Below are 22,877 nucleotides of genomic sequence, written 5' to 3'. Positions count from 1 at the left end.
GTTGAGTATGAGATTGAACCTTTGAAAATTGCGCACTCGACAATATTGCGGTGGCGTAATTAGTGGTAGAGCAAAGTCTATCGCTAATCTTGCGAATTATCCATGATTGGTGTAATCCGCTTGATGTTGTAGATCTTTCGCACGCCTACGCAGCTTTCGACCTACGAATCGAACCCCATGCCGATCGCGTCCATCGTGGAGAGCCACAAGCCGCGCTTCCCTTGGCGGCGGTCGGAGCGAGCCATTTCGGAGGTCGTGACTTGCACTCCGAGCCAGGCAGCGGGTTCAGGCGGAAATGGGATGGGTTTTTTCTTGACGAGTTCCAAGCGGGTGCGTTCCGTGTCGAGGCCGTCAAGAAGGTCCAGGATGGTGTTTGCTCCGAAGCGTGTTGCTCCCACACCGAGTCCTGTATAGCCCGCAGAGCCCACGACGCGATCGCCAAGGGAGCGTGTGAAGAATGAAAAAAAGCGGCTACATGAATCGATTGCTCCTCCCCATGCGTGACTGAATCCGATGTCACCGAGGATTGGGAAGGTTGCGTAGAAATGCGCCGCAAGTTTGCGGTACGTCTCCTCGCGGTTGTAATACTCGGGCTTCAATCGCTGGCCATAGTGGTAGATCGCGTCGTAGCCGCCGTACAGAATGCGGTCGTGGCCATTGTCGTCGCGCGTCATGCGCAAGTAGTGGAACCGGTTATTGAGATCGGCGAGGCCTTGTCGAGACTTCCACCCCAGCGCATCCGACTGCTCGGGGGTGAGCGGATTGCTCATGAGGGCGTAGTCCCAAACCGGGACGGTGTAGGGGCGCATTCGATGCAACAGGGATGGAAATATGTTCGTACCGAGTGCAACTCGCGGCGCTGTGACTGTTGCTTTGACCTCCTTCGCACTGGCACTTGTGACGCCCCCAACGACAAGTTCGACGGAGCCCGGTGTCGACTTCAGGTCGATCACGGGCGAGTGCTCGAAAATTTCGACCCCGAGCTCGATACAAACTCGGCGAAGTTCCCACGCGAGGCGCGCAGGGTTCACGAGGACGTTGTCGGTCTTTTCCCACAGTCCTGCGTGCAAGATCGGTGAGTTTATTTCCTTACGCACTTGCTCACGATCCATGAAAACTTGTGCGGGCTTTTTCGCGGAGTCCTCTTTCAGCCATTCGACTTGATAGTCCTCGGTCGCAATTCGTAGGACTCCGGAAGCCTCGTAATCGCAATCCATGTTGTATCGCGCAACGGTTTCGCCGATTTCGCGGATGTTTGTAGCGCCGAGTTCTTGTAGCGTTTCGAGTTCGTTGGGCAAGTGTCGTTGGCCGTTACTTTCCCCGTGGGTCAGAGACGCTTCGCAAAATCCGCCGTTACGCCCGGAAGCCGCCCAGCCCACCTGTTTTCCTTCAAGCAGGATTACTCGACGGTTTGGATCGCGTTCTTTGGCTAGGAGAGCCGTCCAGAGGCCCGTATAGCCGCCGCCCACGATGGCGAGGTCAGTCCTGAGTTCGCCGCGCGCGCTTGGAAGGCTTCCCGGTCGGCGCGGATCGTCGAGCCAGTACGGTGTGCGAGCAGTGTTCCTTAGAGCGGAATCAATGCGGGATGCGGGGATATCGCGTTCGGCGCGATCGAAGGTGATCATGATGCTCCTTATGCGTCGCTGGTTGCACGAGTGGTTGTGGGGCCAGCAATAGCTGGGCGATGGTTTGCGTTTGAGCTTCACACAAAATTGCTCCGAGCGGTAATAATTCACGAAATTATTGTTGTAGTCGCAAAATAGCCTGAGTTTTGTTGCACATCAGGCAAGCGCTCCGTAGGCTTGGGGTCAACAGCGTCGTTACGGATACAAGGAGGTATCGAAATGAGTGCAGTGTCATTGCGGATTCAGCCGCATCTCTATATCGCCGGTGAATACACCGACGGATCTTCGACAGAACGCAGCGAAGTGATTAACCCGGCTACCGGCGAATCGATTGCGTCGGTTCCTGTGCCCACGCAACCCGATCTTGACCTCGCGGTTGCGAAGGCACACGAGGCTCAACCGGCCTGGCGTCGCCTTGGCGTATTCGCCCGAGCCGAAATTTGCCACAAGATTGGGGACGCCCTAGAGGCACGGGCAGAGGAGCTCGCGCGAATCCAGACGAGCGAACAAGGCAAGCCGCTCGCCGAGTCGCTTGCTGATATCACCGAAGCAGCTCACCTTTTCCACTTGCACGCTGAAGACGCAGTGCGTCTGTATGGTGAGACGCTGCCGTCAAACGATCGAAACATGCGTCAGATTACGTGGCGCGCACCGATCGGTGTCTTCGGCATCATTACCCCGTGGAATTTCCCAATGCTGATGTTTGCCGAATTCGTCGCACCCGGTCTTGCGACTGGTAACGCGCACGTTGTCAAGCCGCCAGCGAACACGCCACTTACGGTCCTCGCAGCGATGGAGGTCATGCGTGAAGCTGGGCTCCCCGACGGGCTCGTGAGCGTGCTCCCTGGTGACGGTGAACTCGGTGCCTCGCTCGTATCGCACCCAGGAATCAACGCCGTTGGGTTCATCGGTTCGTCGGCGACGGCTGCAAAAATTCAGGCGACGGCAGGCCTCAAGCCGCTGCTTATCGAAGCATCTGGTAATGGCCCTGTAGTCGTGCTCGCAGATGCGGACGCAAAGCGCGCTGCAAAGGCTGCGGTAGATGGAGCGTACTCGTGTTCGGGCCAGGTCTGCTGCGCGACGGAACGGGTGATCGTGCACCAAGACATTCACGATGAGTTCGTACGGGAAGTCCTCGAGTACTCGAAGACCGTCGTGCTGGGTGACCCGACGGATCCGAATACTAACCTCGGGCCGCTCAACAATGAGGCGGTCGCGGCGAAGATGGACCGCCACATGGCGGATGCCCGTGAGCGTGGGTTCGACGTGCTTGTCGGCGGTGGTCGAGCGGAGGGTATGCCGACCAATCTGTATTACGAGTTCACGGTAGTGGACGGCGTGACTACCGACAGTTTGCTTTCTCGCGAAGAATCGTTTGGCCCGGTCGTGCCGATCATTACCGCAAAGGACGACGAGGATGCTCTTCGTATCGCTAACGACGATCCGCTTGGATTGCAGGGTGCCGTTTTCACCGAGAGCCTCAAGAAGGCTTTCTACTTCATGGAGGAAATGCAGGTCGGCCAAGTCATCGTGAATGAGTCGAATAACTGGTGGGACGTCAATATGCCGTTCGGTGGCGCGGGCGGTACGGCCACCGGTTGGGGTCGAATCGGCGGCATGTACACGCTGCACGACATGACCTACTTACGCAACGGCTGCATCCGGGTGGCCGACGAGGACTAATTGGATTCGAAGGATGTGGCCGACAGCCGCCGTTGAGCGGGCTCGCCGCGTTGCTAATCTTGGGCGAGCCCGCTGACATAGCGTGAGTGCGGGAACAGAGCGCGAGTGTATCGACGCAGAAGGAGACGGCATGAAGCCCGAACTCGACGAAGTTGATCGGCAACTGATCGCCATCTTGCAAAAGGATGGTCGCCGATCGTTCAAGGAAATTTCTGAAGAAACGGGCATCCCTGCTTCATCGGTTCGGTACCGGGTCCAGCGTCTCGAAGAATCCGGCACTCTCCAGATCGTCGGTGTCGCGGACCCGTTGCGAATCGGGTTCGACCGTCTGGCAATGATCGGCATCAAGACTGAAATGGGCAGGGCGCGGCAGGTTTGTGAGGCGCTCGCGGAGATGCCGGAGACAAGCTACGTCGTACTTACGACGGGCCAGTTTGATGTGATGGTCGAGGTTGTTTGTCGCGACGTTGAGCATTACACCGAACTTTTGCATGACCGCATTGCCAGGCAAGAAGGCATCGTCGGTGCCGAAACCTTCTTCGTGCTTGAGGCGTACAAATTGGCGTATGGCTGGGGCACTGGTTATAGCCATCCGTCGAGTGCACGAAATGGCAAATAACTTTGTCGACGTTCGTCTCGGCTGGGTGAGGCAGTAGAAATCTTTCCTTCGGACGACTCGGTTGTTCGGTTGCGAATAATGAGTGCATACCTGCTCGTGGGCAGGTATGCACTCATTATTTGCATTCATCGGGACGCGCCGTCCTCATATCGGGCGATATGATGGGGGTGTGTCGAATGAAGTTCGCGAGTTGCGTGAGGCGGCCGGTCTGAGCCAGTCGCAGTTGGCTGCGCGCTCGGGTGTTGCGCAGCCCAATATCGCGGCGTATGAATCGGGTAAACGACGAGCTTCTACCACGATGCTCAGCCGGCTCCGTGAAGCCGCTCGACCGTTGCCGCACAACGCGCTCGCCGCGCATCGTGACGAGCTGGTCGACTTGGCTGCACGACATGGCTTTAGCAATGTTCGAGTCTTTGGTTCGGCGATGCGGGGTAGCGATCGGCCGGGAAGTGACTTGGACATCCTCGTTACCCGCGCGCCGGGAATTGGGCTGTTGACACTGGTCGCATTCGCAGAGGAAGCGAGCGAACTGCTTGGCGTCGAGGTAGACGTCGTCACGGATGGTGCTCTCGGCCCTGGGCATGAGATTTTGGCGACGGCCGTTGCCGTATGAAGTCAAGAGATGCCGCCGCGCTTCAGGAGATTGTGCGCCTCTGCGATGTATCTTCGCGGCTCGTAACCCGCGGTCACAGTTGGTATGCGAGCGACCCTGACAACGTGCCAGGATTGGCCGCTGAATCGCTCATTGTCAAAATAGGCGAGAACGTTGCTCGACTGAGTCGCGACACGCTCGAGAAGCATCCGGAAGTGCCGTGGTCACTGATCAAACGAATGCGCGACCGCCTCGCCCACCACTATGAAGGCACCGACTATGAGGCGGTGTGGGACACTCTGGTCGTCGACCTTCCGGTCATCCGAGAACATATCGCCGGAATGGGGTCGGACTCCTCAGGGGAGCGGGCCCATTGAGTAGGCGCAGCCGTATCGAAATGCGGCTGCGCCCACTCACCCCTCGATACGCGCCTTCGGCGCTACTCGGGGAGCTGCAGAGCTACTCGGGAGCCCGAACCCTACGCCCGAAGCGCCGCCGCGAGCTCGTCGAACGCCGACACGAACGCGTCGATCGCTGCGTCGTCGTGGGTGACTGACAGCGTCCACTCCTCTTCGCGACCCGGGGTCATGAAGATGCCGCGGTTCATGTTGAACAGCCACGCGAGATCCGCCAGGGGACCCGCGTTCGCCTGGTTCGCCCAGTACGTCTCGTAGTCGACGATCTTCGTGTCCGAGAACACGACGCAGCCCTTCGAACCGATGCCCACGGTGTATGCGGTGAGGTCGTAGCGCTTGATCACGTCGTCGCAGCCGGCGAGGATGCGGTCGTTGAGCGACGCGAGGTGGGCGTAGGCGTCGTCGGTCATCACCTCGAGCAGTGATGCGCGGGCAGCCGCGAGCGTGAGCGGGTTCCCGTTGTAGGTGCCCACCTGGTAGACCGTGCCGTCCTCGACGATGCTAGACAGCGCATCCGACATGCCGATCGCGCCAGCGGGCAGGCCGCCGCCGAGCGCCTTCGCGAGCGTGACCATGTCGGGCACGACGTCGTACTTCTCGGTCGCGCCGCCGGGCGCGATGCAGATGCCGGTCTTGACCTCGTCGAAGATCAGCACGATGCCGTGCTTTTCGGTGATCTCGCGCACCCGCTGCAAGTACCCAGGTTCGGGCAGCACAACGCCGAGGTTCATCATCGCGGCCTCCATGATGACGCACGCGGGCTTGCGGCCCTCGGCGTCGAGGGCCTCGATGCGCTTCTCCATCGCGTCGGCATCGTTGAATGGCACTGCGACGGTCATGTCGACGACGGCCTGCGGGATGCCGCCGCCGTACGAGATGGATGCGTAGTTGTCGCGCGGTCCTCGCTCGGATGCTTCAACGGCGCCGATGTCGACCATGACGGTGTCGTGGTGGCCGTGGTAGGAGCCGAAGATCTTCATGACGGTGTCGCGACCGGTGTAGGCGCGGGCGATGCGGATCGCATCCATCGTCGACTCGGAACCCGAGTTGGTGTAGCGCCACTTCGGCAGGCGGAAGCGGCGGGCGAGCTCGTCGGCGACGACGATCGCATCCTCAGTCGGCGCAGCGAAGTGCGTGCCGAGGGGGTAGCGGTCGGCGACGGCCTTGCCGATCGCGGGATGTGCGTGGCCCTGCACCATCGAGCCGAAGCCGTTGTGGAAGTCGTAGTATTCGTTGCCGTCGACGTCCCAAATGCGGGGGCCGTCGCCGCGCTCGACGTAGATCGGCCAGGGTTCGTGCACCTGGTACGAGGATGCGACGCCGCCCGAGAGCGGGCCGGATGCCTTCTCGTAGTAGCGCTTCGATTCCTGCGTCTTCGCGTTGAGCTTCTCGGCCTCGACGGCGATGAGTTCTTCGATGCGTGCGTGATTGATTGGGGAGCCCATGACTGTGCTGCTTTCCCGGTCGGCCTGGCACCTATAGGGGTGTTGTGATGCTGATGTCGCAGCGACCGGCCTGGCGTCGGCGACACGTGAATGCTGCGACTGCAGTGCCGCAACAATCAGCATTCTACCGGGCGGATGCTGGGGACAAGGTTGTGGTGCGCGCCAACTGGCCGGCCGAGTAGCGCAGCGTCGCCTCCCGCTGGCCGAGTAGCGCAGCGTATCGAGGCCCGCGCGGCGGTTCGATTCGCCCGCTGCGCGGGCTACTCATCGGTCTTGAGTGGGAGCTGTGCGGGCTACTCACCGGGCCGTTCTGCCAAACTTGGTTGCACATCCCCGCGAGCGATCGGATTGCGCATGATCAACGGCAACGTCTCCCACTGGTGGACGCAGATTGGCCTGCCAACGCCGCGACCCGCGCTCGCGGAAAGCATCGACGTCGACGTCGCGATCGTCGGCGGTGGGTATACCGGGATGTGGACCGCCTACTACCTCAAGCAGGCGCGGCCCGACCTACGAGTCGCCATTCTCGAGGCGCGATTCTGTGGCTTCGGCGCATCCGGCCGAAACGGCGGCTGGCTCACGAACACCGTCACAGGTGGGCTGTCGCAGTATGAGCGCTCGCACGGTCACGAGGCGGGGGAGCGGTTCCAGCTCGCGATGAACGCGACCGTGGATGAAGTCATCGCCTTCGCTAAGCGAGAGGGAATCGACGCGGACATCGTAAAGGGTGGCGAACTCGAGGTCGCCTACACTCCAGCACAGCTGGCACGGCTCGACGAGTGGTTCGCAGCTGAGGCGAAGTGGCGCGGCACCGACTGGATGCGCCTCTCGGCAGATGAGGCAAAGTCGCGTGTCAACGTGGCTGGCGTTTTAGGTGGGATGTGGCACCCACACTGTGCGCGCATCCACCCGGCGAAGCTGGCTGCGGGGCTCGCGCGCGTGGTCGACGAACTCGGCGTCGAGATCTATGAGAACACGCGAGCGACGGAGATTCGGCCGCACGAGGCGATCACCGATCGCGGTACCGTTCGCGCCGGCACCGTGGTGCGCGCGACCGAGGGCTTCACTTCGGGGCTGAAAGGCCTGCATCGCGAGTGGCTGCCGATGAATTCGTCGATGATCGTGACCGAGCCGCTTTCGGATGCGCAGTGGGACGTGATCGGCTGGGAGGGTCGCGACACGCTGGCCGACATGGCACACGTCTATATGTATGCGCAGCGCACGGCGGATGATCGCATCGCGTTTGGTGGTCGGGGCGTCCCCTACCGCTGGAATTCGCGGACGGACATTGACGGATTCACGCAGCCTGTTACTGCTGGCGCGCTGCAGGATCTGTTGGTGCGGTTCTTTCCGGTTTTACACGGGATCGATATCGATCATCTATGGTCCGGAACACTCGGGGTGCCACGCGACTGGGCCGCGAGCGTGGGTTACGACGCTGCGACCGGGCTTGCGCACGCGGGCGGCTACGTCGGCACCGGGGTGTCGACGACGAATCTCGCAGGGCGGACGCTGCGCGATCTCATTCTGGGCGAGGAGACTGAGCTCGCCTCGCTGCCGTGGGTCGGACATCGCGTACGCAAGTGGGAGCCGGAGCCCCTGCGGTGGTTCGCGACGCGCGTGATCTACGGTGCGTATGGCGCGGCAGATCGGGCCGAGTATCGCGGGCTGCCGACGACATCGGGGTTGGCGAAGGTTGCGGATGCCGTGGCTGGGCGGGGGCACTAGCAAGGGTTATTTGCCGCGGGGTTTCAGCTCCGTGGGATCGGTAACCACCTCGATCAGCGCTGGCCCTGACATCTCCCGCGCCGCTGAGAATGCATCCTGGAACGCTTCGAGGGACGTGACGCGATTGGCATGGATGCCGAAGGAATTCGCGAGCGCCACAAAATCGGGACCTTCTATGGAGGTGCCGATTGCGCGTCCGGGAAACCGCGCCCTTTGATGCATGTGAATCGTTCCGTAGATCCCGTTGTTGATGACTACGACGGTGACATTTACGCGAGTCTCGGCAAGCGTCGCCAGCTCGGATAGTGACATCGTGAGGCAGCCGTCACCAGCGAATGCGATCACCGGTTGCTCCGGCCTCTCCAATCCAGCGGCGATCCCGGCCGGTAGCCCGAACCCCATTGCGCCGCTGGCGGGAGCAAGCTGAGTGCCAAACCGACGATACCTAAGGTACTGGTGGACCCAAATGGCGTAATTGCCCGCGCCGTTGGCGATGATCGTGTCCGGCGAAATGCTGTCTCGTAGCCACGTCATGATCTGTGTGAGCCGGTCAGTATCCGCTGGTGCGCTCGAGCGCTCGAGCTCTTCATTCCTAAGTAATTCAACCCACGAGTGTCGCTCAGGAGCAGTTGAGTCGCCCGCGTTCATAATTTGGAAGAACTCCAAAGGCGTCGCCTGGATGACCAGGTTTGCCGGGAGGTAGCGATCGACATCCAGCTCTTCGACCGACACATGAACCACAGTGCGATCGCCGCGAGGTCGAAGAATCTCATACCCCTTGGTTTCGGCATCGCCGAAATGACCACCCACCGAAACGACAACGTCGGCTTCCTCGAGCCTGCCTATGAGCCGAATGTCAGTGCTGAGTCCCACATGGCCGACGTAGAAGGGTGAGTCGTTGTCGATGAAATCCTGACAGCGGAAACCGGCGACAACCGGTATTTGGTTCTTCTGCGCAAACTGGGCGGCCGCATCCGCGGTCGCTTGCGACCAAATACCCCGGCCAAGGATCAGCACAGGTTGCTCGGCGGTCGCGAGGATTTCGTGAAACGCGTCTATATCCTCTGCTGCGGGGGCGGCACGCATAGGGATTCTGCGGGTCACATCCGGGGCTGACGCCGCGGCGTCGAGTACGTCCTCCGGCATCTCGATTACAACCGGCCCGGGCCGTCCACTTTCCGCGACGCGAATAGCCCGCGCGATCGTTTCCGGAATCCGTTCCACGATGTCGAGCGAAGCCACCCACTTCGCCACTGAACCAAATACCTGGGCGTAGTTCATTTCCTGGAATCCGCCCCGGCCGCGATCGCGGAGCGCGACCTGACCAATCAGCACGACGAGCGGAATCGCATCCTGCTCGGCGGTGTGAACCGCGATCGCGGCATGCATCGCGCCCGGACCACGGCTGACCATGACGACACCGGCGTGACCCGACAACCTTGCGTTGGCGACCGCCATGTTCCCCGCACCGGCTTCGTGTCTGGCGACATCAAGCGCAATTTCACTGTCAATGAGCGCGTCGAGAATGGGAAGGAAACTCTCTCCGGGTACGCAACTAATGCGGCGGATCCCTTGGGCCTGTAAAGCACCGACCACGAGTTGGCCACCGGATCGCTTTGGTGGAGGAGTCATTCGTATCTCGTTTCGCAGTGTGACTTATCGGCAGGGTTCACGCGGAAGTCGGCTGGCTCGGTGTGGATGCGGTGCCGGGCTAATCGAAGGGCAGCCGGCGACGCAGCGCCATGGCTTCACGAACGCGATCTGCGGCCAATGCGAACGCGGCTTCGTGACTCGTGGTCTCCTCTTCTTGGCTCGCTTGAAGCACCTGGGTCGTGTTGGCACGGAGTTTTTCGGAGATCATCGTGAAGACATTCTCTTCGTTCACGACAAACGGTGAGTTCCGTGAATCGGTGGAGTGGGCGGCGGCGACGATGCCACCTGCGTTGGCAATGAAGTCTGGCACAACTGTGATGCCACGCTGTTTGAGGATCGACCTCGAAGACGGGGAAGTGGGAAGATTCGCCCCCTCGACGATGAGGCTGACGCTCGTCTCGGTCGCTACCTTGTCCGAGATCGTATCTTCTCGCGCGGCGGGCACGAGAATATCGGCGTCGACGCTGAGGACATCTGTTGAGAGGTCTCCGGCAGGGTACTCACGAACGCAGTCGTCACCAAAGTGCTCGCGCAGACTCTGCAGCCGTGAAATATCAAGGCCGTTTGGGTCAGACACGGTGCCACCGGCGGTCGCCACGGCGACGACGGATGCACCAAGCTCGAGGAATCGAGTTGCGGCCGCCGTGCCAACGGCTCCAAAACCTTGGATCGCCACTCGTTTGCCTGCGATTTTGAGGCCAATGTGTTCAGCTGCTGCGTCTGCTGCTTCCGCTACGCCGAATCCCGTGACACCAAGTTGATCGTAAGGAAGCCCACCCAAAGCACGGGGGAGACCCGTCGATGCGCCGAGGGAACCAAGCTCATCGGCGAGCACGGCAGCGTCACGTTCGTTCAAACCCATGTCGAGACCGAAGAGATACTCTTCCGGCACTTCATTTCGAAGGGCGCGCGCGAAGGCCCGGAGGATGGCCTCCTTGTGTGGTGAATTGGGGTCGCCGAGAATTCCCGCCTTGGCACCGCCATGAAAGAGGTCAACCGCTGCCCACTTCCAAGTCATGGTGCGCGCAAGTCGAGCGATCTCGGCAACTGTAACCGTCGGGCTCATTCGAGTGCCGCCCTTGCCTATACCGCGAGCCGTGTTGTCGATGACGAGGACACCCCGCATTCCAGTGCGGGTGTCGCTAACGACCAGAACCTTTTCTGGCCCCCATTCGTCGGCAAGCTGCAGTAGATCCGTTTGCATTCCTGCTCCTCTTCGTTGAGATCAAGATCACGTGATAACAACCTTGGGTCATAACGAACGGGATTGGAGTTCGGTAGGACTTCACCTTGTGGTCGCAGCGCAAGCATTTCTTATGCTCGCGCAAATTGTCAGCCGGTCATTGCAGGTGCAGATTGCTTAATAGTTGCGGGATGATCTGGAGACCGAACTTCGCAGCGTTGCGACAGTCGGCGGCTGACTTGTCGTCGTCCGAATCGAAAGGATTCAAGAATCATGACTCGACCGCTCTATATCAGCGACGAAGAAGTATCCCAACTCTTTACTCCGGAAGTTGCCCTGGCATCCCAGCGTGCGGCCTTTCAAGCACTCGGGGAGGGGGCCGCAATCCTCGCCCCGCGGGTGCTTGTTGAGGGCGCCAATGACTCGGTAGCGTTCTCGTATGCAGCACGGACCAATCAGAGTGCAGGGGCGGTTACCAAATTTGGAAGCGTGAACCCCGACAACGCGAAGAACGGTATGCCCACCATTTCCGCGTCGGTGCACGTTCTATATGCCGAAACTGGACTCCCACGGGCGACTCTCGAGGCAACAGAGCTCACCACGATCCGCACGGCGGCTGCGTCTGCCCTCGCGGTTCAGGAACTGGCGAATGCGGATGTGAAATCCCTCGGAATCATCGGCGCTGGCGTGCAGGCGAAAGCACATGCGGTGGCGATTTCCCGGGTGCGTGATTTCGAAGAGATCCGGATTACGAGCAGGACGCTGCAGCGGGCCAAGGATCTCGCGAGTGAGCTCAAGGACCTCGTAGATGTGCCGGTCCGGGTGGTTAACGTTGAAAGCGCCGCCGCCGCAAACGTTGTGGCGACTTGCACTACGAGCTTTGAGCCGGTCATCGAGACAGCATGGGTGCGTCCCGGTGCAACCGTAGTGAGCGTCGGGGCCTTTGCTCCAGATAGATTCGAATTGCCCAGTTCACTCCTCGGTCGGGCGGACATTGTCGTCGTCGACCACCGTGAGACATCCGTGGAGCATTCGGGCTCCGTGCGGGCGGCTCTCGCCGAAGACGGACTTGACGAGTCTGATCTTCTTGAACTGGGGTCTGTCGTCATTGGTAAGTCCCCGTCGAGGAGCGCCAAGAAAGACATCGCAGTCTTTGTCAGCGTCGGGGTGGGGATTCAGGATGCGTCAGCTGCGGAAGCGCTCTTGGACTCAATTGATTCGCGGAGTAACGATTAGTTCGCCCGTTTTCGGCTTAGCCGCGAGTCAAGCTTAATTCCGAGCGTTCGGCTGGCAAGGCGTTGGGATGCTCGCTCGATTGCGGCGATGAGGAATTCCAGCGCCGGGCTTTCGTTTGCGGCTGATTTCAGAAGGACAACGTGTCGTTGGACGGTGACATCGCTAAGTGACGCGGTGTCGGTGTCACCGTCTTCGAGCGTCGCAGCGGCGAGGGCGGGAATGAGCGCGACGCCGAGACCGGAGCGAACGAAGCTCGCGACCACGTTGTAGTTGTTGCTGCGGTACCGAATGTCCGGTGAGAACCCAGCGTTCGCGCACATTCGCTCGAACGCGATTGCCCCGCGTGACGTGCTTTGTGTGTTGATCCATCGCTCGCCCGCTAGCTGCGAAATGCGAGCCGTTGACCCGGAAAGCTCGTGACCTGGCGGAACGAACGCGATGAGATCCTCGGAGAACAGCGGAATGACTTTCGCGTTGACGGGCCACTTCGATGGCGCGAGGTCGTACGTGTAGGCCAGCGCCAGATCAAGTTCGCGCGAGATAATGAGCGGTGCCAGGTTGTCCGGTTCGCCCTCTTCAAGGTGCAGATCAACGTCGGGTCTTTTTCGGATGAACTCGGTAACGGCCGCGGGTAAGAGCTGTTGGCTGGCACTCGGGAAACTCCCGAAGCGAACACTGCCCGCGGCGCCTTCGCTGAGCTTTCGAATTTCGTCGTCGAAGACGGACAGCGCGCTGAACACTTCATTCGCGTGGCTGCCGAGGGCCTCTGCGGCGGCCGTCGCGCGGATGCCTCGCGCGTCGCGTTCGAACAAGGTCAAGTTTGTATCGCGTTCGAATGCGGCGATTTGCTGCGACACCGCTGAGCCCGTATAGCCGAGCTGCCTGGCGGCGCCAGCGAACGATCCGGTACGGAGCACCGCGATGAGGGTCTCCAGGTGGGTTGGGTTCACCACGTCGTGCTCCATTCCACGTCTCAAGTTAGCTAAGCGTTGCTTACTTCGCATTAAAACGTTACCCCCAAGTCAAGGGCAAGCTCTGCTTTTGCTACCGAAACGAAGCATCAGTCTCAGAGCAAGACGAACGCTACTGCTTCCCGCAACAATCGAATGAAACGCAAACATCGGGCCACGCACTACGACAAGGAAGTCGCTCGCGGTAGTCCCCATCGGCCCTTGTCGATCCGCATCCCGGTGTTGACGCAGTACATTTCCTCACCATCAAAGGACTCGTATATGGCTCCCACTACAGAGCAGATCGCAATCGATCTTCAAAAGGTGAATAAGTCGTTTGGCGATCACCACGTCCTGAAGGATGTCTCGCTGAAGGTCGATGAGGGGACCGTAACCGCAATGATTGGTCCTTCCGGGGCCGGCAAGAGCTCGCTATTGCGATGCATCAACCTCCTGGAACGCCCGGACTCGGGAACCATTGATGTCGAGGGCGTCGTGGTTGATGCGAGTACGAAGATTACCGCCGAACAGCTGCGAAAGCTCCGTCGTAATGTCGGCATGTGCTTCCAGCACTTCAATCTCTTTCCGCACCTCACCGTGCTACAGAACGTGGCGTTGCCACAGCGACGTTCGTTGAATCGAAGCAAGGCAGAAGCCAATGAGCGTGCAATGAAGCTTCTCGAGCGAGTCGGTCTTGCAGATAAGGCTGACCAGTATCCCGCCCGTTGCTCTGGCGGCCAACAGCAGCGCATTGCAATCGCTCGCGCGCTGGCATTGGATCCGAAGATCATGCTCTTCGACGAGCCGACATCGGCCCTCGACCCAGAGTTGGGCCTCGAAGTTCTCGCGGTCATGCGTGAACTGGCGGAAACAGGCATGACGATGGTCGTTGTGACGCATGAGATGCAATTCGCTCGTGACGTGTCGGATCATCTCGTTGTGATGGCGAACGGTGCCATCCTCGAAGAGGGCCACCCCGAGGAAATCTTTACCGCTCCCAAAGAGCAGCGCACCCGCCAATTTCTCCGGGCTGTATTGGAACGATAGGCATGGAGACTTTTCTCGCAATTTTGCAAGGTGTCCCCGCCACGCTTGGGATCACGATTTTTGCTTTCGTCATCGGCGTTGTATTGGGTGTTCCACTCGCGCTCGCCCGACGTAGCAGCTTCTTCCCGCTCTCGTGGCTATCAATCGCCGTCATCGAGATCCTGCGTGGAATTCCACCGGTTGTTTGGCTGTTCATCATCTTTTTCGGTGTTGGTCGAAACATCACGGGGCTTAGTCCGTTTACCGCAGCAGTGATCGGGATGGGTATTTACTCGGCCGCATATATGGCCGAGATTTACCGAGGTGGATTCAGAGCGGTTGACTCCGGTCAATGGGAAGCCAGTCGTGCTCTTGGCATCGGCCCCAGCTGGACAATGCGGGACATCATCGGCCCGCAGGTTGTCCGCCAGTCTGTGCCAGCCGCAGCGACTTACGCGATTGGCCTCATCAAGGACTCATCGATTGCATACGTGATTGGCGTGAATGACATCGTGTTCTACGCGAACGAACAATCTCGCCAGAATATTGATGCGCTTGGGCCGTTCCTGATCGCGGCCGCGGTATATGTCGCACTCACCATCCCGACAGCGTGGGCGACGCGAAAGCTCGATGCTGTCCTGCAGACGCGAGGTGCCAAGTGAATTTGATTGAACAGTGGGCTTCATTCGCCCCACAGCTTTGGCCTGGACTACTCGTCAGCCTTCAAGTGACGGGCCTTGCCCTACTCCTCGGTATCCCAGGCGGGTTGCTATTTGCCGTCCTGGCGAGCCACCCCAACAAAGTTGTCCGCTGGATCATTATCGGCCTGGTAGAACTCGGGCGTGGCACACCAGCACTTGTGGTGCTGCAGATCATCTATTTTGGGGTTCCGTCTGTCGTGCCCTCGTTGACACTTGGCTCGTTCGTGGCCGCAGCCATTGCGCTTGCATTAACCACCGCCGCCTACACCTCGGAAATTATCCGCGGTGGGCTCCAGGCGGTACCTGCTGGTCAAAAAGAGGCGGCTGCGGCGATGGGCATGACTCCCTGGAACACGCTCTGGGATGTCGTTATCCCTCAGGGGTTCCGCGTGGCGATCCCTGCTCTAATCGGATTCGCCGTCCTGATCTTCCAGGCAAGTGCGCTCGCTTACACCATTTCGTTGCCTGAACTACTGAGCCGTGCCTATTCGATCGGTTCTAGCACTTTCCAGTACCTGAGCGTCTTGATCCTCGCGGGTGTCTTCTACCTGCTCATCACCATTCCAATGAGCGCCATCACGTCGTGGACGGAACGTCGACTATCGCGTCACCTGTGAGCTCGATTGCTCCGGATCACAATCGTCAAAAAATAAACACGATATTCAATTCAAAGGAGAATCATGAATAAGAAGAGCATTATCGCTATTGCACTTGGGTCGCTGCTGACATTTTCAATGTCTGCATGTTCGTCAGGATCGGGCGGCGGAAGTGGAGCCGAGGCGGGCTGTGAGCCTGCGAACGAGTTCTCGACAGTGACCGACGGTACGTTGACCATCGCGATGTATGACCTCCCTCCATTTGCTCAGTCATCGGGCACCGAAGCCACGGGCGTGGACGGCGACATCCTCACGCTCTTCGCCGAAGAAAACTGCCTCACGGTGACACCGTCGTCGATGGCCACGGCATCGGTGATTCCAACGGTCGAGGCCGGTCGGGCGGATGTCGCTGCTTCGGCTTGGTACCGTACTGAGGCTCGCGCTGAAATCATCAACTACACCGAGCCTGTGTATACGGATCAGATGGGGATCATCTCGTCTACCGGAATTACGACGGTTGGGGAGCTCGAAGGTCATGTCGTAGGAACAGTTGACGGCTATCTTTTCGTTGAAGATCTTCGGACCATGCTCGGGGACAATCTTCGTGTCTACCCATCGACGTTGAACATGTACCAGGACCTTGAAGCTGGCCGAATTGACGTCGGCATCGACAGCTACGGTTCGGGGGTTTATAACAACGCCGACGACAAGTTCACGGTGGTTGTTTCGGATCAGGATGAGCGAGTTCAGGCCAGCATGGAGGCCGCGCAGATCTCGTTCCCGGTTCCGAAGAGCAACGAAGAGATCCTGACCGCCTTGAACACGTTCCTCGATGAGATCCGTGCAGATGGTCGACTCGAGCAGATCTTGATCGATAACGGTCTCGACGCATCCGCTGCAGATACGGGTGACCCGCGCCTGATCTAGGCATTGTCAGGTGGGGCCTACTGGAGGGCTGAGTGTTCTCAGCCACCGGTAGGCCCTGTCCATTTTGACGTAGATCGAATCGGAGCTGTCTTAGTGAAAAGGAATGACGCGTGCGTAGTGCGAGTTCGGGTGCAAAGGTAATTGTCATTGGAGCCGGGGCTATCGGTGCGTCCGTAGCGAGGGAGCTTGCCATCAGCGGGCGAGAAGTCACTGTTATCGACAAACTCGGTGGTTGGGGCAGGGCTGCTTCTTTGGGGAATGCCGGCTACATTTGTGGGTCGCATGCTGGCCCGTGGGCAACCCGTCGGGAGATGGGCCAGGCGTTGCGTTGGCTCGCTAAGCGCGACAGCCCGCTTGCGATGCGGCCTTCCGCATCGCTGGCACCGTTCTTTGCGCGGTTACTCACCACCGGGCCTGACGCGATTGAGCGGGCATATTCGCTCAATCGACTCATGCTGCGGCGGTCACTGGAGCTTCATCGAGGGCTCTCTGCCGAGGGTATGGATACGGGGTTTGCTCAGCAAGGGCTACTTGATGTCTATGAGAATCAGGCGCGATTCGACGATGCAGTCGAAGTCGCGGCCAGCCAGAGCGCCGATGGCGTCCAGGCAGTTCCAGTGAGCAGGGAAGAAATTCGAGTCCTGGAACCGGCGCTCGAGGCAGACGTCATCGGTGGAGTTCTGTTTCCAAATGATGCCCATTGTGACCCTGAGCGGTTCACCCCGGCCGTCGGTGAGGATGCTGTGCGGCACGGTGCAACGACCCAGTTCGGCACATCGGTGATCCGTATCGAGCGGCGTGGAACCGGCGTTCGGGTTCTGACTACAGCGGGATCGATCGTGGGCGACTATGTCGTCATAGCTATGGGGGCCTATGCGCCCACGGTCGCCCGGAAGCCCCTTCATTCCCTACAAGGCGGCAAAGGATTCTCGTTCGAATTCATGGCTCAGGGCGAGCAGATTCTGCAGCGACCGACCATGTTGCAGGAGCAGCGACTCGCGGTCTCACCGCTCCCGGGGCGGACGCGTGTCGTTGGGATGATGCAGTTTGCGGGGCTCGACGAGCGAATCGATTTGAAACGAGTTGAGTCGATGGAACGTAGTGCGAAACGCGCTTTCCCCCAATTTGCGAATGCGTCCCGGGTGTCGACGTGGGCAGGGTTGCGGCCCTGCACGCCCGACGGACTGCCCATGATCGGTTGGGCGAATGACAGGGTGATGGTGGCGACCGGTCACGCGATGCTTGGTGTCGCGTTGGCACCGGAAACGGGCGAACGGGTTTGTCAGCTTTTCGACGGCGGTCTGCCTGCCGGTAGTGAATACTTAGATCCAAATCGGTACTCGGTAGGCGGGAGAATTCGTCCCTAACCGGATCGATGACTATGCGGTGGCGTGCGGGAAACCTCGCACACCACCGCATTCGTCTTGCTTGCGCTACACCAGCGCATCCAATAGGTCTCGCGCATCGCTGAAGGACGCAGTGACGTCGCGTGGGCGGGCTACGTCACCCACGTACAGTGTCTGACCGCTTGAATATGAATCCGACTCCACCGGCGCATATGGCTCCGGATAGCCGATATTTAAGAGCGCATCACATGCGATTGAGATTTCGTCTTTGCCGAAGGCATTGCGCAGGTTCACGTTTCCCTTCGAGATGGACTGGACCTCGACTTGGGGATGAACTTCGACTGACAGCTCCGACAGCCTGCGCAGCGCGGGATAAAGTGTGCTGACGCCTTCGCCCTCGCCGACATACAGCCTGCTCGTCGCCAAAATTGGGAGGGCACCCCGTTCCGCAAGAGTCTCGGCCAGCCACACTGCGGAAAGCCGACCCATTCGGTCATGAATGAGCACGCGCTGGCCTACATAAGTGGCAGGGTCAAATTCCTCGAGGCCAACTTGCGAAACAGTTCCGTCCCCCGGAACTTCTGATCGTGGGTATTTTGCACCTGTCGCCACGACGAGAATCTCGGGCCGAAGTGACTCAATGAGTTCAAGGTTCGCTGGCGTTCCCAGACGAACGTTTGCTCGGAGCCTGCGGAGAGAGCGTTCCTGCCAACTAACGATCTCGCGAAACTCGCGCCTACTCGTCGAACCCGTCCAACTCATTAGCCGACCACCGAGCGCGTTTGAACTCTCCACTAGCGACACCGTGGCGCCTCGAAGAGCGAGCCTTCGAGCGGACTCAAGCCCGGCAACGCCCCCGCCAACGACTAGGGCAGTTCTGCCATCGAGGTTGGGGATGTCGTGAAGCTGACGCACACTGCCCGTATCCGCGTTGACCATGCAGGTGAGCGGTTTGGCGGACAGCAGGGTATCGACGCACACGTTGGCGCCGACACATGGTCGAACCTCCTCTTCCCGGGACTGCAGCGAAAGTGGAATCAATAGAGGATCGGCAATGTGTGCCCGAACCATCCCGACGAGATCGGCTTCACCCGAATCCAGGATTTCATTCGCCAGCGCGAGCGTTCGCACTCGGCCAACGAGCGCGACAGGCTTGGACACCTTCGCCTTAATCAATGGACCTAGACCGCGGAATGCACCTTCGGCTAGCGGCGTGGGTCCCCAATGCCTAACCCGGGCCTCCCGCCGATTATTGTTGCCAACCATGATGCTGACGTAGTCGACGAGGTCTTCGAGCTCGTGAGCTACATCGGCAGCGAATTCAGGCGTCATTCCACCTTCGACAAGGTCATCGACCCCGAGCCGCAAGCCGAGGGCCCGGTCGCCGGGAAGCACTCGGCGCACCTCTTCGAGTAGCCGTCGTGGAAATCGCGTGAGACCTTTGAGATCGCCGCCATACTCGTCTTCTCGGTGATTGTGGAGTGGCGAGAGGAAAGCTGCGAGGAGGAGGCCATGCGCCATGCTGATCTCAACCCCATCTAGGTTTCCGCGGACGCACCGCTCAGTAGCCGACACGTACTGTTCAACGATTCGATCGATTTGAGCTCCGCTCGCCGGGACAACTACCTGCTGGGAGACTTCGGAGAAATCCGTGGACGGCCCGATGACCTCGCGCCCCTCTTCCTCGGTGGGGCCGGGGTGGGCGAGCTGCGCAAGAATGTGCCCGCCCTCGCTGTGCACTGCCGCCGCTAGGGCCTGGTATCCGGGGACAATCGACTCGTCGACGTTCCACAAGCAAATGTCGGCCCATTCGGCGGACGGTGCTACTGGTGTGGCGCCAGTGATTTGCATCGCGACACCGGATCGGGCGCGTTCCTGGTGATAAGCGATATATGCCTCACCTGGTTTTCCGTCGACTGCGAGTCCCGGTTGGTGAGCGGGGAGGTAAACCCGCCTTTTTAGCGTGAGCGGTCCGACCTGCAAAGGCTGCTCAACCGATTCGTACATGATTCCTCATTCCTTCGCGCGCCATTGCGTGAATTGTTCTTGAGCCGGAAACAAGTGATGTCGCGGCGAGCAAAAGCCCGCCGCGACATCACTTCAATCCCGTAAATGTTGCATCGGTGTTGTGGACTAGATGAACTTCACACCCTGAGCGAGTGGGAGCTCACCGGAGTAGTTGATGGTGTTGGTTGCCTGTCGCATGTATACGCGCCACGAGTCAGCCCCAGATTCACGACCGCCGCCGGTTTCCTTCTCACCGCCGAATGCGCCGCCGATTTCGGCACCGGAAGTACCAATGTTCACGTTAGCGATGCCGCAATCGGAGCCGCTAGCCGAAAGGAAGCGCTCGGCCTCAGCCTGGTCCTGGGTGAAGATCGCAGAGGAAAGGCCTTGCGGCACCTCGTTGTTGAACGCGATCGCCTCCTCGAGGGTCTCGTATTCAACGACGTAGAGAATCGGCGCAAAGGTTTCCTCGTACACGACCTCGGTCTGTGCGGGCATGCGCACAACGGCGGGCTGTACATAGAACGCGTCCGGTGCCTCTGACTCAAGCACTCGCTCCCCACCACAGACAACAGTTCCGCCCTGGGCGACTGCATCCTGCAGTGCCTGCTGCTGCGCCTCAAAGCTCGACTTGTTGATCAGGGGTCCGATGAGGATCCCGTCTTCGGTGGGCGCGCCAATCTGGAGCGTTGCGTATGCACGAGCGATTCGATCGACGAGATCCCCAGCGATCGACTTGTGGACGATGAGTCGTCGCAGGGTGGTGCAGCGCTGACCTGCGGTGCCAGCCGCCGAGAACACGATGCCGCGAAGTGCGAGGTCAATGTCGGCGGAAGGGGCCACGATAGCGCCGTTGTTTCCGCCCAGCTCGAGGAGAGCGCGGCCGAATCGTGCAGCAATCGTGGGGGCGATTTCGCGGCCCATACGAACCGAACCGGTTGCTGAGACGAGCCGCACTCGATCGTCCTCGATGAGCGGGTTCGCACCGTGACGGTCAGTAAGTACGAGGTGGTGGAGGCCTTCGGGGGCACCAACATCCTCGGCAGCTCGCTCGAGCAGTCGCGATACGGCGATCGAAGCGAGTCGGCCGGCCTCCGCTGGCTTCCAGATCACGGTGTCGCCGGCAACCAGCGCCAACGCCGTGTTCCAAGCGAATACTGCAACGGGGAAGTTGAACGCGGTAATAACGGCGACTACACCGAGTGGGTGCCACGTTTCTGCGAGACGGTGACCGGGACGCTCCGACGGCATGGTCTTGCCGAAGAGCTGGCGCGACTGGCCTACTGCGAGGTCGACAATGTCGATCATCTCCTGAACCTCGCCAGCAGCCTCCGAGGAGATTTTGCCGGTCTCGACAGTAATGATGGATGCGAGATCCTGCTTGTGCTCGACCAGGAGTTCGCCCCAGCGCTTGACGAGGGCGCCGCGGACGGGCGCGGGGACCTCACGCCAGTTAAGGAAGGCGCTCTGGGCGGCGTCAATCGCGGCCCGCACATCGTTTTCGTCGTGCTTGGTCGTCGAACCGACCTCGGCGCCGTTGACGGGACTGATGACCGGGCGCGATCCGGCGTAGCGGGCGGTGTCCACTCCGATCTTTTCGAACGCGTTGGCGACTTGAGCCCGGATCGATTCGGTGGAAGGGAATGTTGCGGTGTCGATAGTCATTGTTGACCTTTCTTAAGACTGTTCGTTAGTGATGATTCGGATGTTGAGGGCTTGTTCAAGCTCATCGATCGACGCCTGACGCTGGGCGGCGTACAGGGCTGTCGGATCGGCAATTTGAACCCCGATTACTTCAGACAGCCTCTCGATGTCATACGGGGTGCCGAGTTGCTCGTCGTCACGGGATCCTTCGCCGGTCAGGTTGGACTGGAAGATGCCAGCCGCCGAACGGGGAAGAAAGTCCTCGTAGACGATTGGTTCGATTGCGACGGCGCCGCTCTCCACCAGTTCCCGCAGGGTGTACTCTCCAGCTTCGGGCGCGGCCTGATCGCCACGGTGGAAAGTGAAGAACCCGAGGTCTTGGAGTGCGAGCTCGGTCTCGTTGTCCGGCAGCGATTCTCGCCACACATCCAGTGCGACCTCAACGCGCGTCCATTCGGGCTGCTCCTCGCGGCGTCGCCGATCAACTTCGGCGACCAGTCGGTCGTAGAGGTCCCGGCCTTTCGTCGTGAGAGCGATTCCGCGCTGTTCGACCTCGCCGAACCGGACACGAAGCTGACCTTCGCGCACTTCGCCATCTGCGTGTCGGAACAGGCGTTTCTCATCGAGTGCTCGGAATGAGGTCTGACGGAGCAGCACATCCGGACCCTCCCAATCCGGCGGTCCCTGGATCTCATCGATCATCTCGATTCCCCGCTCGCTCATGCGCCGGTAGAGGTCATCGATGTCCAGGACTCGAGGAGTGAGGTGATTAATGTGCGTTGCGGGGACTCCACCGATATCGGACGCCACCGAAGAGATCGCCTCGAGGTGGTAGTACCAGTCGTGGTCGATCGGTTCCTCGGAGAGCTCGAATGAGGCGGTAGCAAGATCGAGGTACCGTTCCGCATCCGATTCGGAAAGTCCGCCCTGGGCCGCCGACTTGTCGGCAAGCGCAAGTAGCTCCTCACCGAATAGCTCACGTGCGCCAACGAACTCCTCGAGCCGCTTTTCGGTTTCGGCATCGAAGAAACGACGGTCGTCGTGAGCGAGCATTGAAGTGAACACGCGGAAGGGATTCTTGGCAAGTTCGTCGCGATCGGTGGGGCGGAACGCGGTGGATACTACTGGAACAGAGCTCTTGGATGCGTCGCGCAGGTCGTAGAAGCCCACGGGGTACATGCCGAAGCCGCCGAAAACTCGCGCGACCTGCGAGAGCTCAGTTGCAGAGCCAACACGGATCGCGCCGTGGCGCTCAGCAGTTACACGGTCGATGCTGCCGAGTCGTTCAGCGTCGGCGCCATGCCGGCTAATGAAGTCTTCGTTCACATCTTTCGAGACATCAACCAATGTGTTGTAGGCGGGGACTTCCGCGCCATAAAGCTTGGCGAGGCGGATTGCGAACTCAGCACGAAGCTGGGCGAGAGAGACGGTCGCTACTGCGTTGGCGACCGACGATTCTTGTGCGGACATAATCGTTCCTCCGGGTCGTGTCGTATGGAT

Annotated in this window: 19 protein-coding genes; 11 read left to right on the top strand and 8 right to left on the bottom strand. The window is 60.0% G+C overall.

Annotated elements, in window-relative coordinates; translation table 11 throughout:
• Positions 1-161: 161 nt before the first annotated feature.
• Positions 162-1,625 (bottom strand): NAD(P)/FAD-dependent oxidoreductase, encoded by a 1,464-nt coding sequence (locus tag GMOLON4_RS11370; protein ID WP_084147478.1) that lies wholly within the window; start codon positions 1,623-1,625, stop codon positions 162-164.
• 219 nt (positions 1,626-1,844) lie between these two features.
• On the opposite strand from GMOLON4_RS11370, the gene GMOLON4_RS11365 reads away from it, so the two are divergent.
• From GMOLON4_RS11365 to GMOLON4_RS11350, 4 genes are all read left to right on the top strand, one after another.
• Positions 1,845-3,308 carry an aldehyde dehydrogenase family protein gene (locus tag GMOLON4_RS11365; RefSeq protein ID WP_026936816.1) on the top strand — a complete coding sequence of 488 codons (1,464 nt, stop codon included), beginning with the start codon at positions 1,845-1,847 and terminating at the stop codon, positions 3,306-3,308.
• Positions 3,309-3,438: 130 nt separating this feature from the next.
• Entirely contained in the window at positions 3,439-3,927 is a 489-nt protein-coding gene (locus tag GMOLON4_RS11360) for an Lrp/AsnC family transcriptional regulator (protein WP_026936815.1), read from the top strand.
• 169 nt (positions 3,928-4,096) lie between these two features.
• Positions 4,097-4,540, top strand: a complete 444-nt coding sequence (locus GMOLON4_RS11355; protein ID WP_026936814.1) for a helix-turn-helix domain-containing protein — start codon at positions 4,097-4,099, stop codon at positions 4,538-4,540.
• Positions 4,541-4,644: 104 nt separating this feature from the next.
• Entirely contained in the window at positions 4,645-4,896 is a 252-nt protein-coding gene (locus GMOLON4_RS11350; RefSeq protein WP_245575427.1) for a HepT-like ribonuclease domain-containing protein, read from the top strand.
• Positions 4,897-4,997: 101 nt separating this feature from the next.
• On the opposite strand, the gene GMOLON4_RS11345 is transcribed toward GMOLON4_RS11350, so the two are convergent.
• Positions 4,998-6,380 carry an aspartate aminotransferase family protein gene (locus GMOLON4_RS11345; protein ID WP_026936813.1) on the bottom strand — a complete coding sequence of 461 codons (1,383 nt, stop codon included), beginning with the start codon at positions 6,378-6,380 and terminating at the stop codon, positions 4,998-5,000.
• A gap of 354 nt (positions 6,381-6,734) precedes the next feature.
• Between GMOLON4_RS11345 and GMOLON4_RS11340 the strand changes: the two genes are divergently transcribed.
• Complete coding sequence (locus tag GMOLON4_RS11340; protein ID WP_026936812.1) at positions 6,735-8,108, top strand: NAD(P)/FAD-dependent oxidoreductase; 1,374 nt, start codon at positions 6,735-6,737, stop codon at positions 8,106-8,108.
• Positions 8,109-8,114: 6 nt separating this feature from the next.
• Here the strand turns inward: GMOLON4_RS11340 and GMOLON4_RS11335 are convergent, their stop codons facing one another.
• Positions 8,115-9,740, bottom strand: coding sequence for a thiamine pyrophosphate-dependent enzyme (locus GMOLON4_RS11335; RefSeq protein ID WP_035732681.1), 1,626 nt, complete (start codon positions 9,738-9,740; stop codon positions 8,115-8,117).
• A gap of 79 nt (positions 9,741-9,819) precedes the next feature.
• Positions 9,820-10,965: a Glu/Leu/Phe/Val family dehydrogenase gene (locus GMOLON4_RS11330; protein ID WP_026936810.1), complete on the bottom strand. Its 1,146-nt coding sequence runs from the start codon at positions 10,963-10,965 to the stop codon at positions 9,820-9,822.
• Positions 10,966-11,217: 252 nt separating this feature from the next.
• Between GMOLON4_RS11330 and GMOLON4_RS11325 the strand changes: the two genes are divergently transcribed.
• Positions 11,218-12,180 carry an ornithine cyclodeaminase family protein gene (locus GMOLON4_RS11325; RefSeq protein WP_026936809.1) on the top strand — a complete coding sequence of 321 codons (963 nt, stop codon included), beginning with the start codon at positions 11,218-11,220 and terminating at the stop codon, positions 12,178-12,180.
• On the opposite strand, the gene GMOLON4_RS11320 is transcribed toward GMOLON4_RS11325, so the two are convergent.
• On the bottom strand, positions 12,177-13,133 hold the full coding sequence (locus GMOLON4_RS11320; protein ID WP_169516502.1) for a LysR family transcriptional regulator: 957 nt from the start codon (positions 13,131-13,133) through the stop codon (positions 12,177-12,179). The two genes, GMOLON4_RS11325 and GMOLON4_RS11320, sit on opposite strands and share 4 nt — an antisense overlap.
• Positions 13,134-13,412: 279 nt before the next feature.
• On the opposite strand from GMOLON4_RS11320, the gene GMOLON4_RS11315 reads away from it, so the two are divergent.
• From GMOLON4_RS11315 to GMOLON4_RS11295, 5 genes are all read left to right on the top strand, one after another.
• The gene (locus tag GMOLON4_RS11315) at positions 13,413-14,177 is read left to right on the top strand and encodes an amino acid ABC transporter ATP-binding protein (RefSeq protein WP_026936808.1); all 765 of its coding nucleotides are present in this window, start codon (positions 13,413-13,415) and stop codon (positions 14,175-14,177) included.
• Between the two features lie 2 nt (positions 14,178-14,179).
• Positions 14,180-14,818: an amino acid ABC transporter permease gene (locus GMOLON4_RS11310; protein WP_026936807.1), complete on the top strand. Its 639-nt coding sequence runs from the start codon at positions 14,180-14,182 to the stop codon at positions 14,816-14,818.
• Positions 14,815-15,474, top strand: a complete 660-nt coding sequence (locus GMOLON4_RS11305) for an amino acid ABC transporter permease (protein WP_026936806.1) — start codon at positions 14,815-14,817, stop codon at positions 15,472-15,474. Before GMOLON4_RS11310 ends, GMOLON4_RS11305 begins: the two co-directional genes overlap by 4 nt.
• Before the next feature lie 63 nt (positions 15,475-15,537).
• Complete coding sequence (locus GMOLON4_RS11300; protein WP_084147475.1) at positions 15,538-16,380, top strand: substrate-binding periplasmic protein; 843 nt, start codon at positions 15,538-15,540, stop codon at positions 16,378-16,380.
• 110 nt (positions 16,381-16,490) lie between these two features.
• Positions 16,491-17,747, top strand: a complete 1,257-nt coding sequence (locus GMOLON4_RS11295) for an NAD(P)/FAD-dependent oxidoreductase (RefSeq protein WP_026936804.1) — start codon at positions 16,491-16,493, stop codon at positions 17,745-17,747.
• A gap of 66 nt (positions 17,748-17,813) precedes the next feature.
• On the opposite strand, the gene GMOLON4_RS11290 is transcribed toward GMOLON4_RS11295, so the two are convergent.
• The 3 genes from GMOLON4_RS11290 to hglS all read right to left on the bottom strand — a co-directional run bounded on the left by GMOLON4_RS11290 (position 17,814) and on the right by hglS (position 22,847).
• On the bottom strand, positions 17,814-19,733 hold the full coding sequence (locus GMOLON4_RS11290; RefSeq protein WP_026936803.1) for an oxidoreductase: 1,920 nt from the start codon (positions 19,731-19,733) through the stop codon (positions 17,814-17,816).
• A gap of 126 nt (positions 19,734-19,859) precedes the next feature.
• A complete protein-coding gene (gene amaB / locus GMOLON4_RS11285) occupies positions 19,860-21,398 on the bottom strand; it encodes an L-piperidine-6-carboxylate dehydrogenase (protein ID WP_051266736.1) in 1,539 nt (512 codons plus the stop codon).
• Positions 21,399-21,410: 12 nt separating this feature from the next.
• Positions 21,411-22,847 (bottom strand): 2-oxoadipate dioxygenase/decarboxylase, encoded by a 1,437-nt coding sequence (gene hglS / locus GMOLON4_RS11280; protein ID WP_084147474.1) that lies wholly within the window; start codon positions 22,845-22,847, stop codon positions 21,411-21,413.
• Positions 22,848-22,877 lie beyond the last annotated feature (30 nt).

The sequence above is a fragment of the Gulosibacter molinativorax genome (assembly GCF_003010915.2).
Taxonomy (GTDB): Bacteria; Actinomycetota; Actinomycetes; order Actinomycetales; family Microbacteriaceae; genus Gulosibacter; species Gulosibacter molinativorax.
Note: the sequence above shows the minus strand (reverse complement) of the source record. Positions and strands in the feature narration are given on the sequence as shown.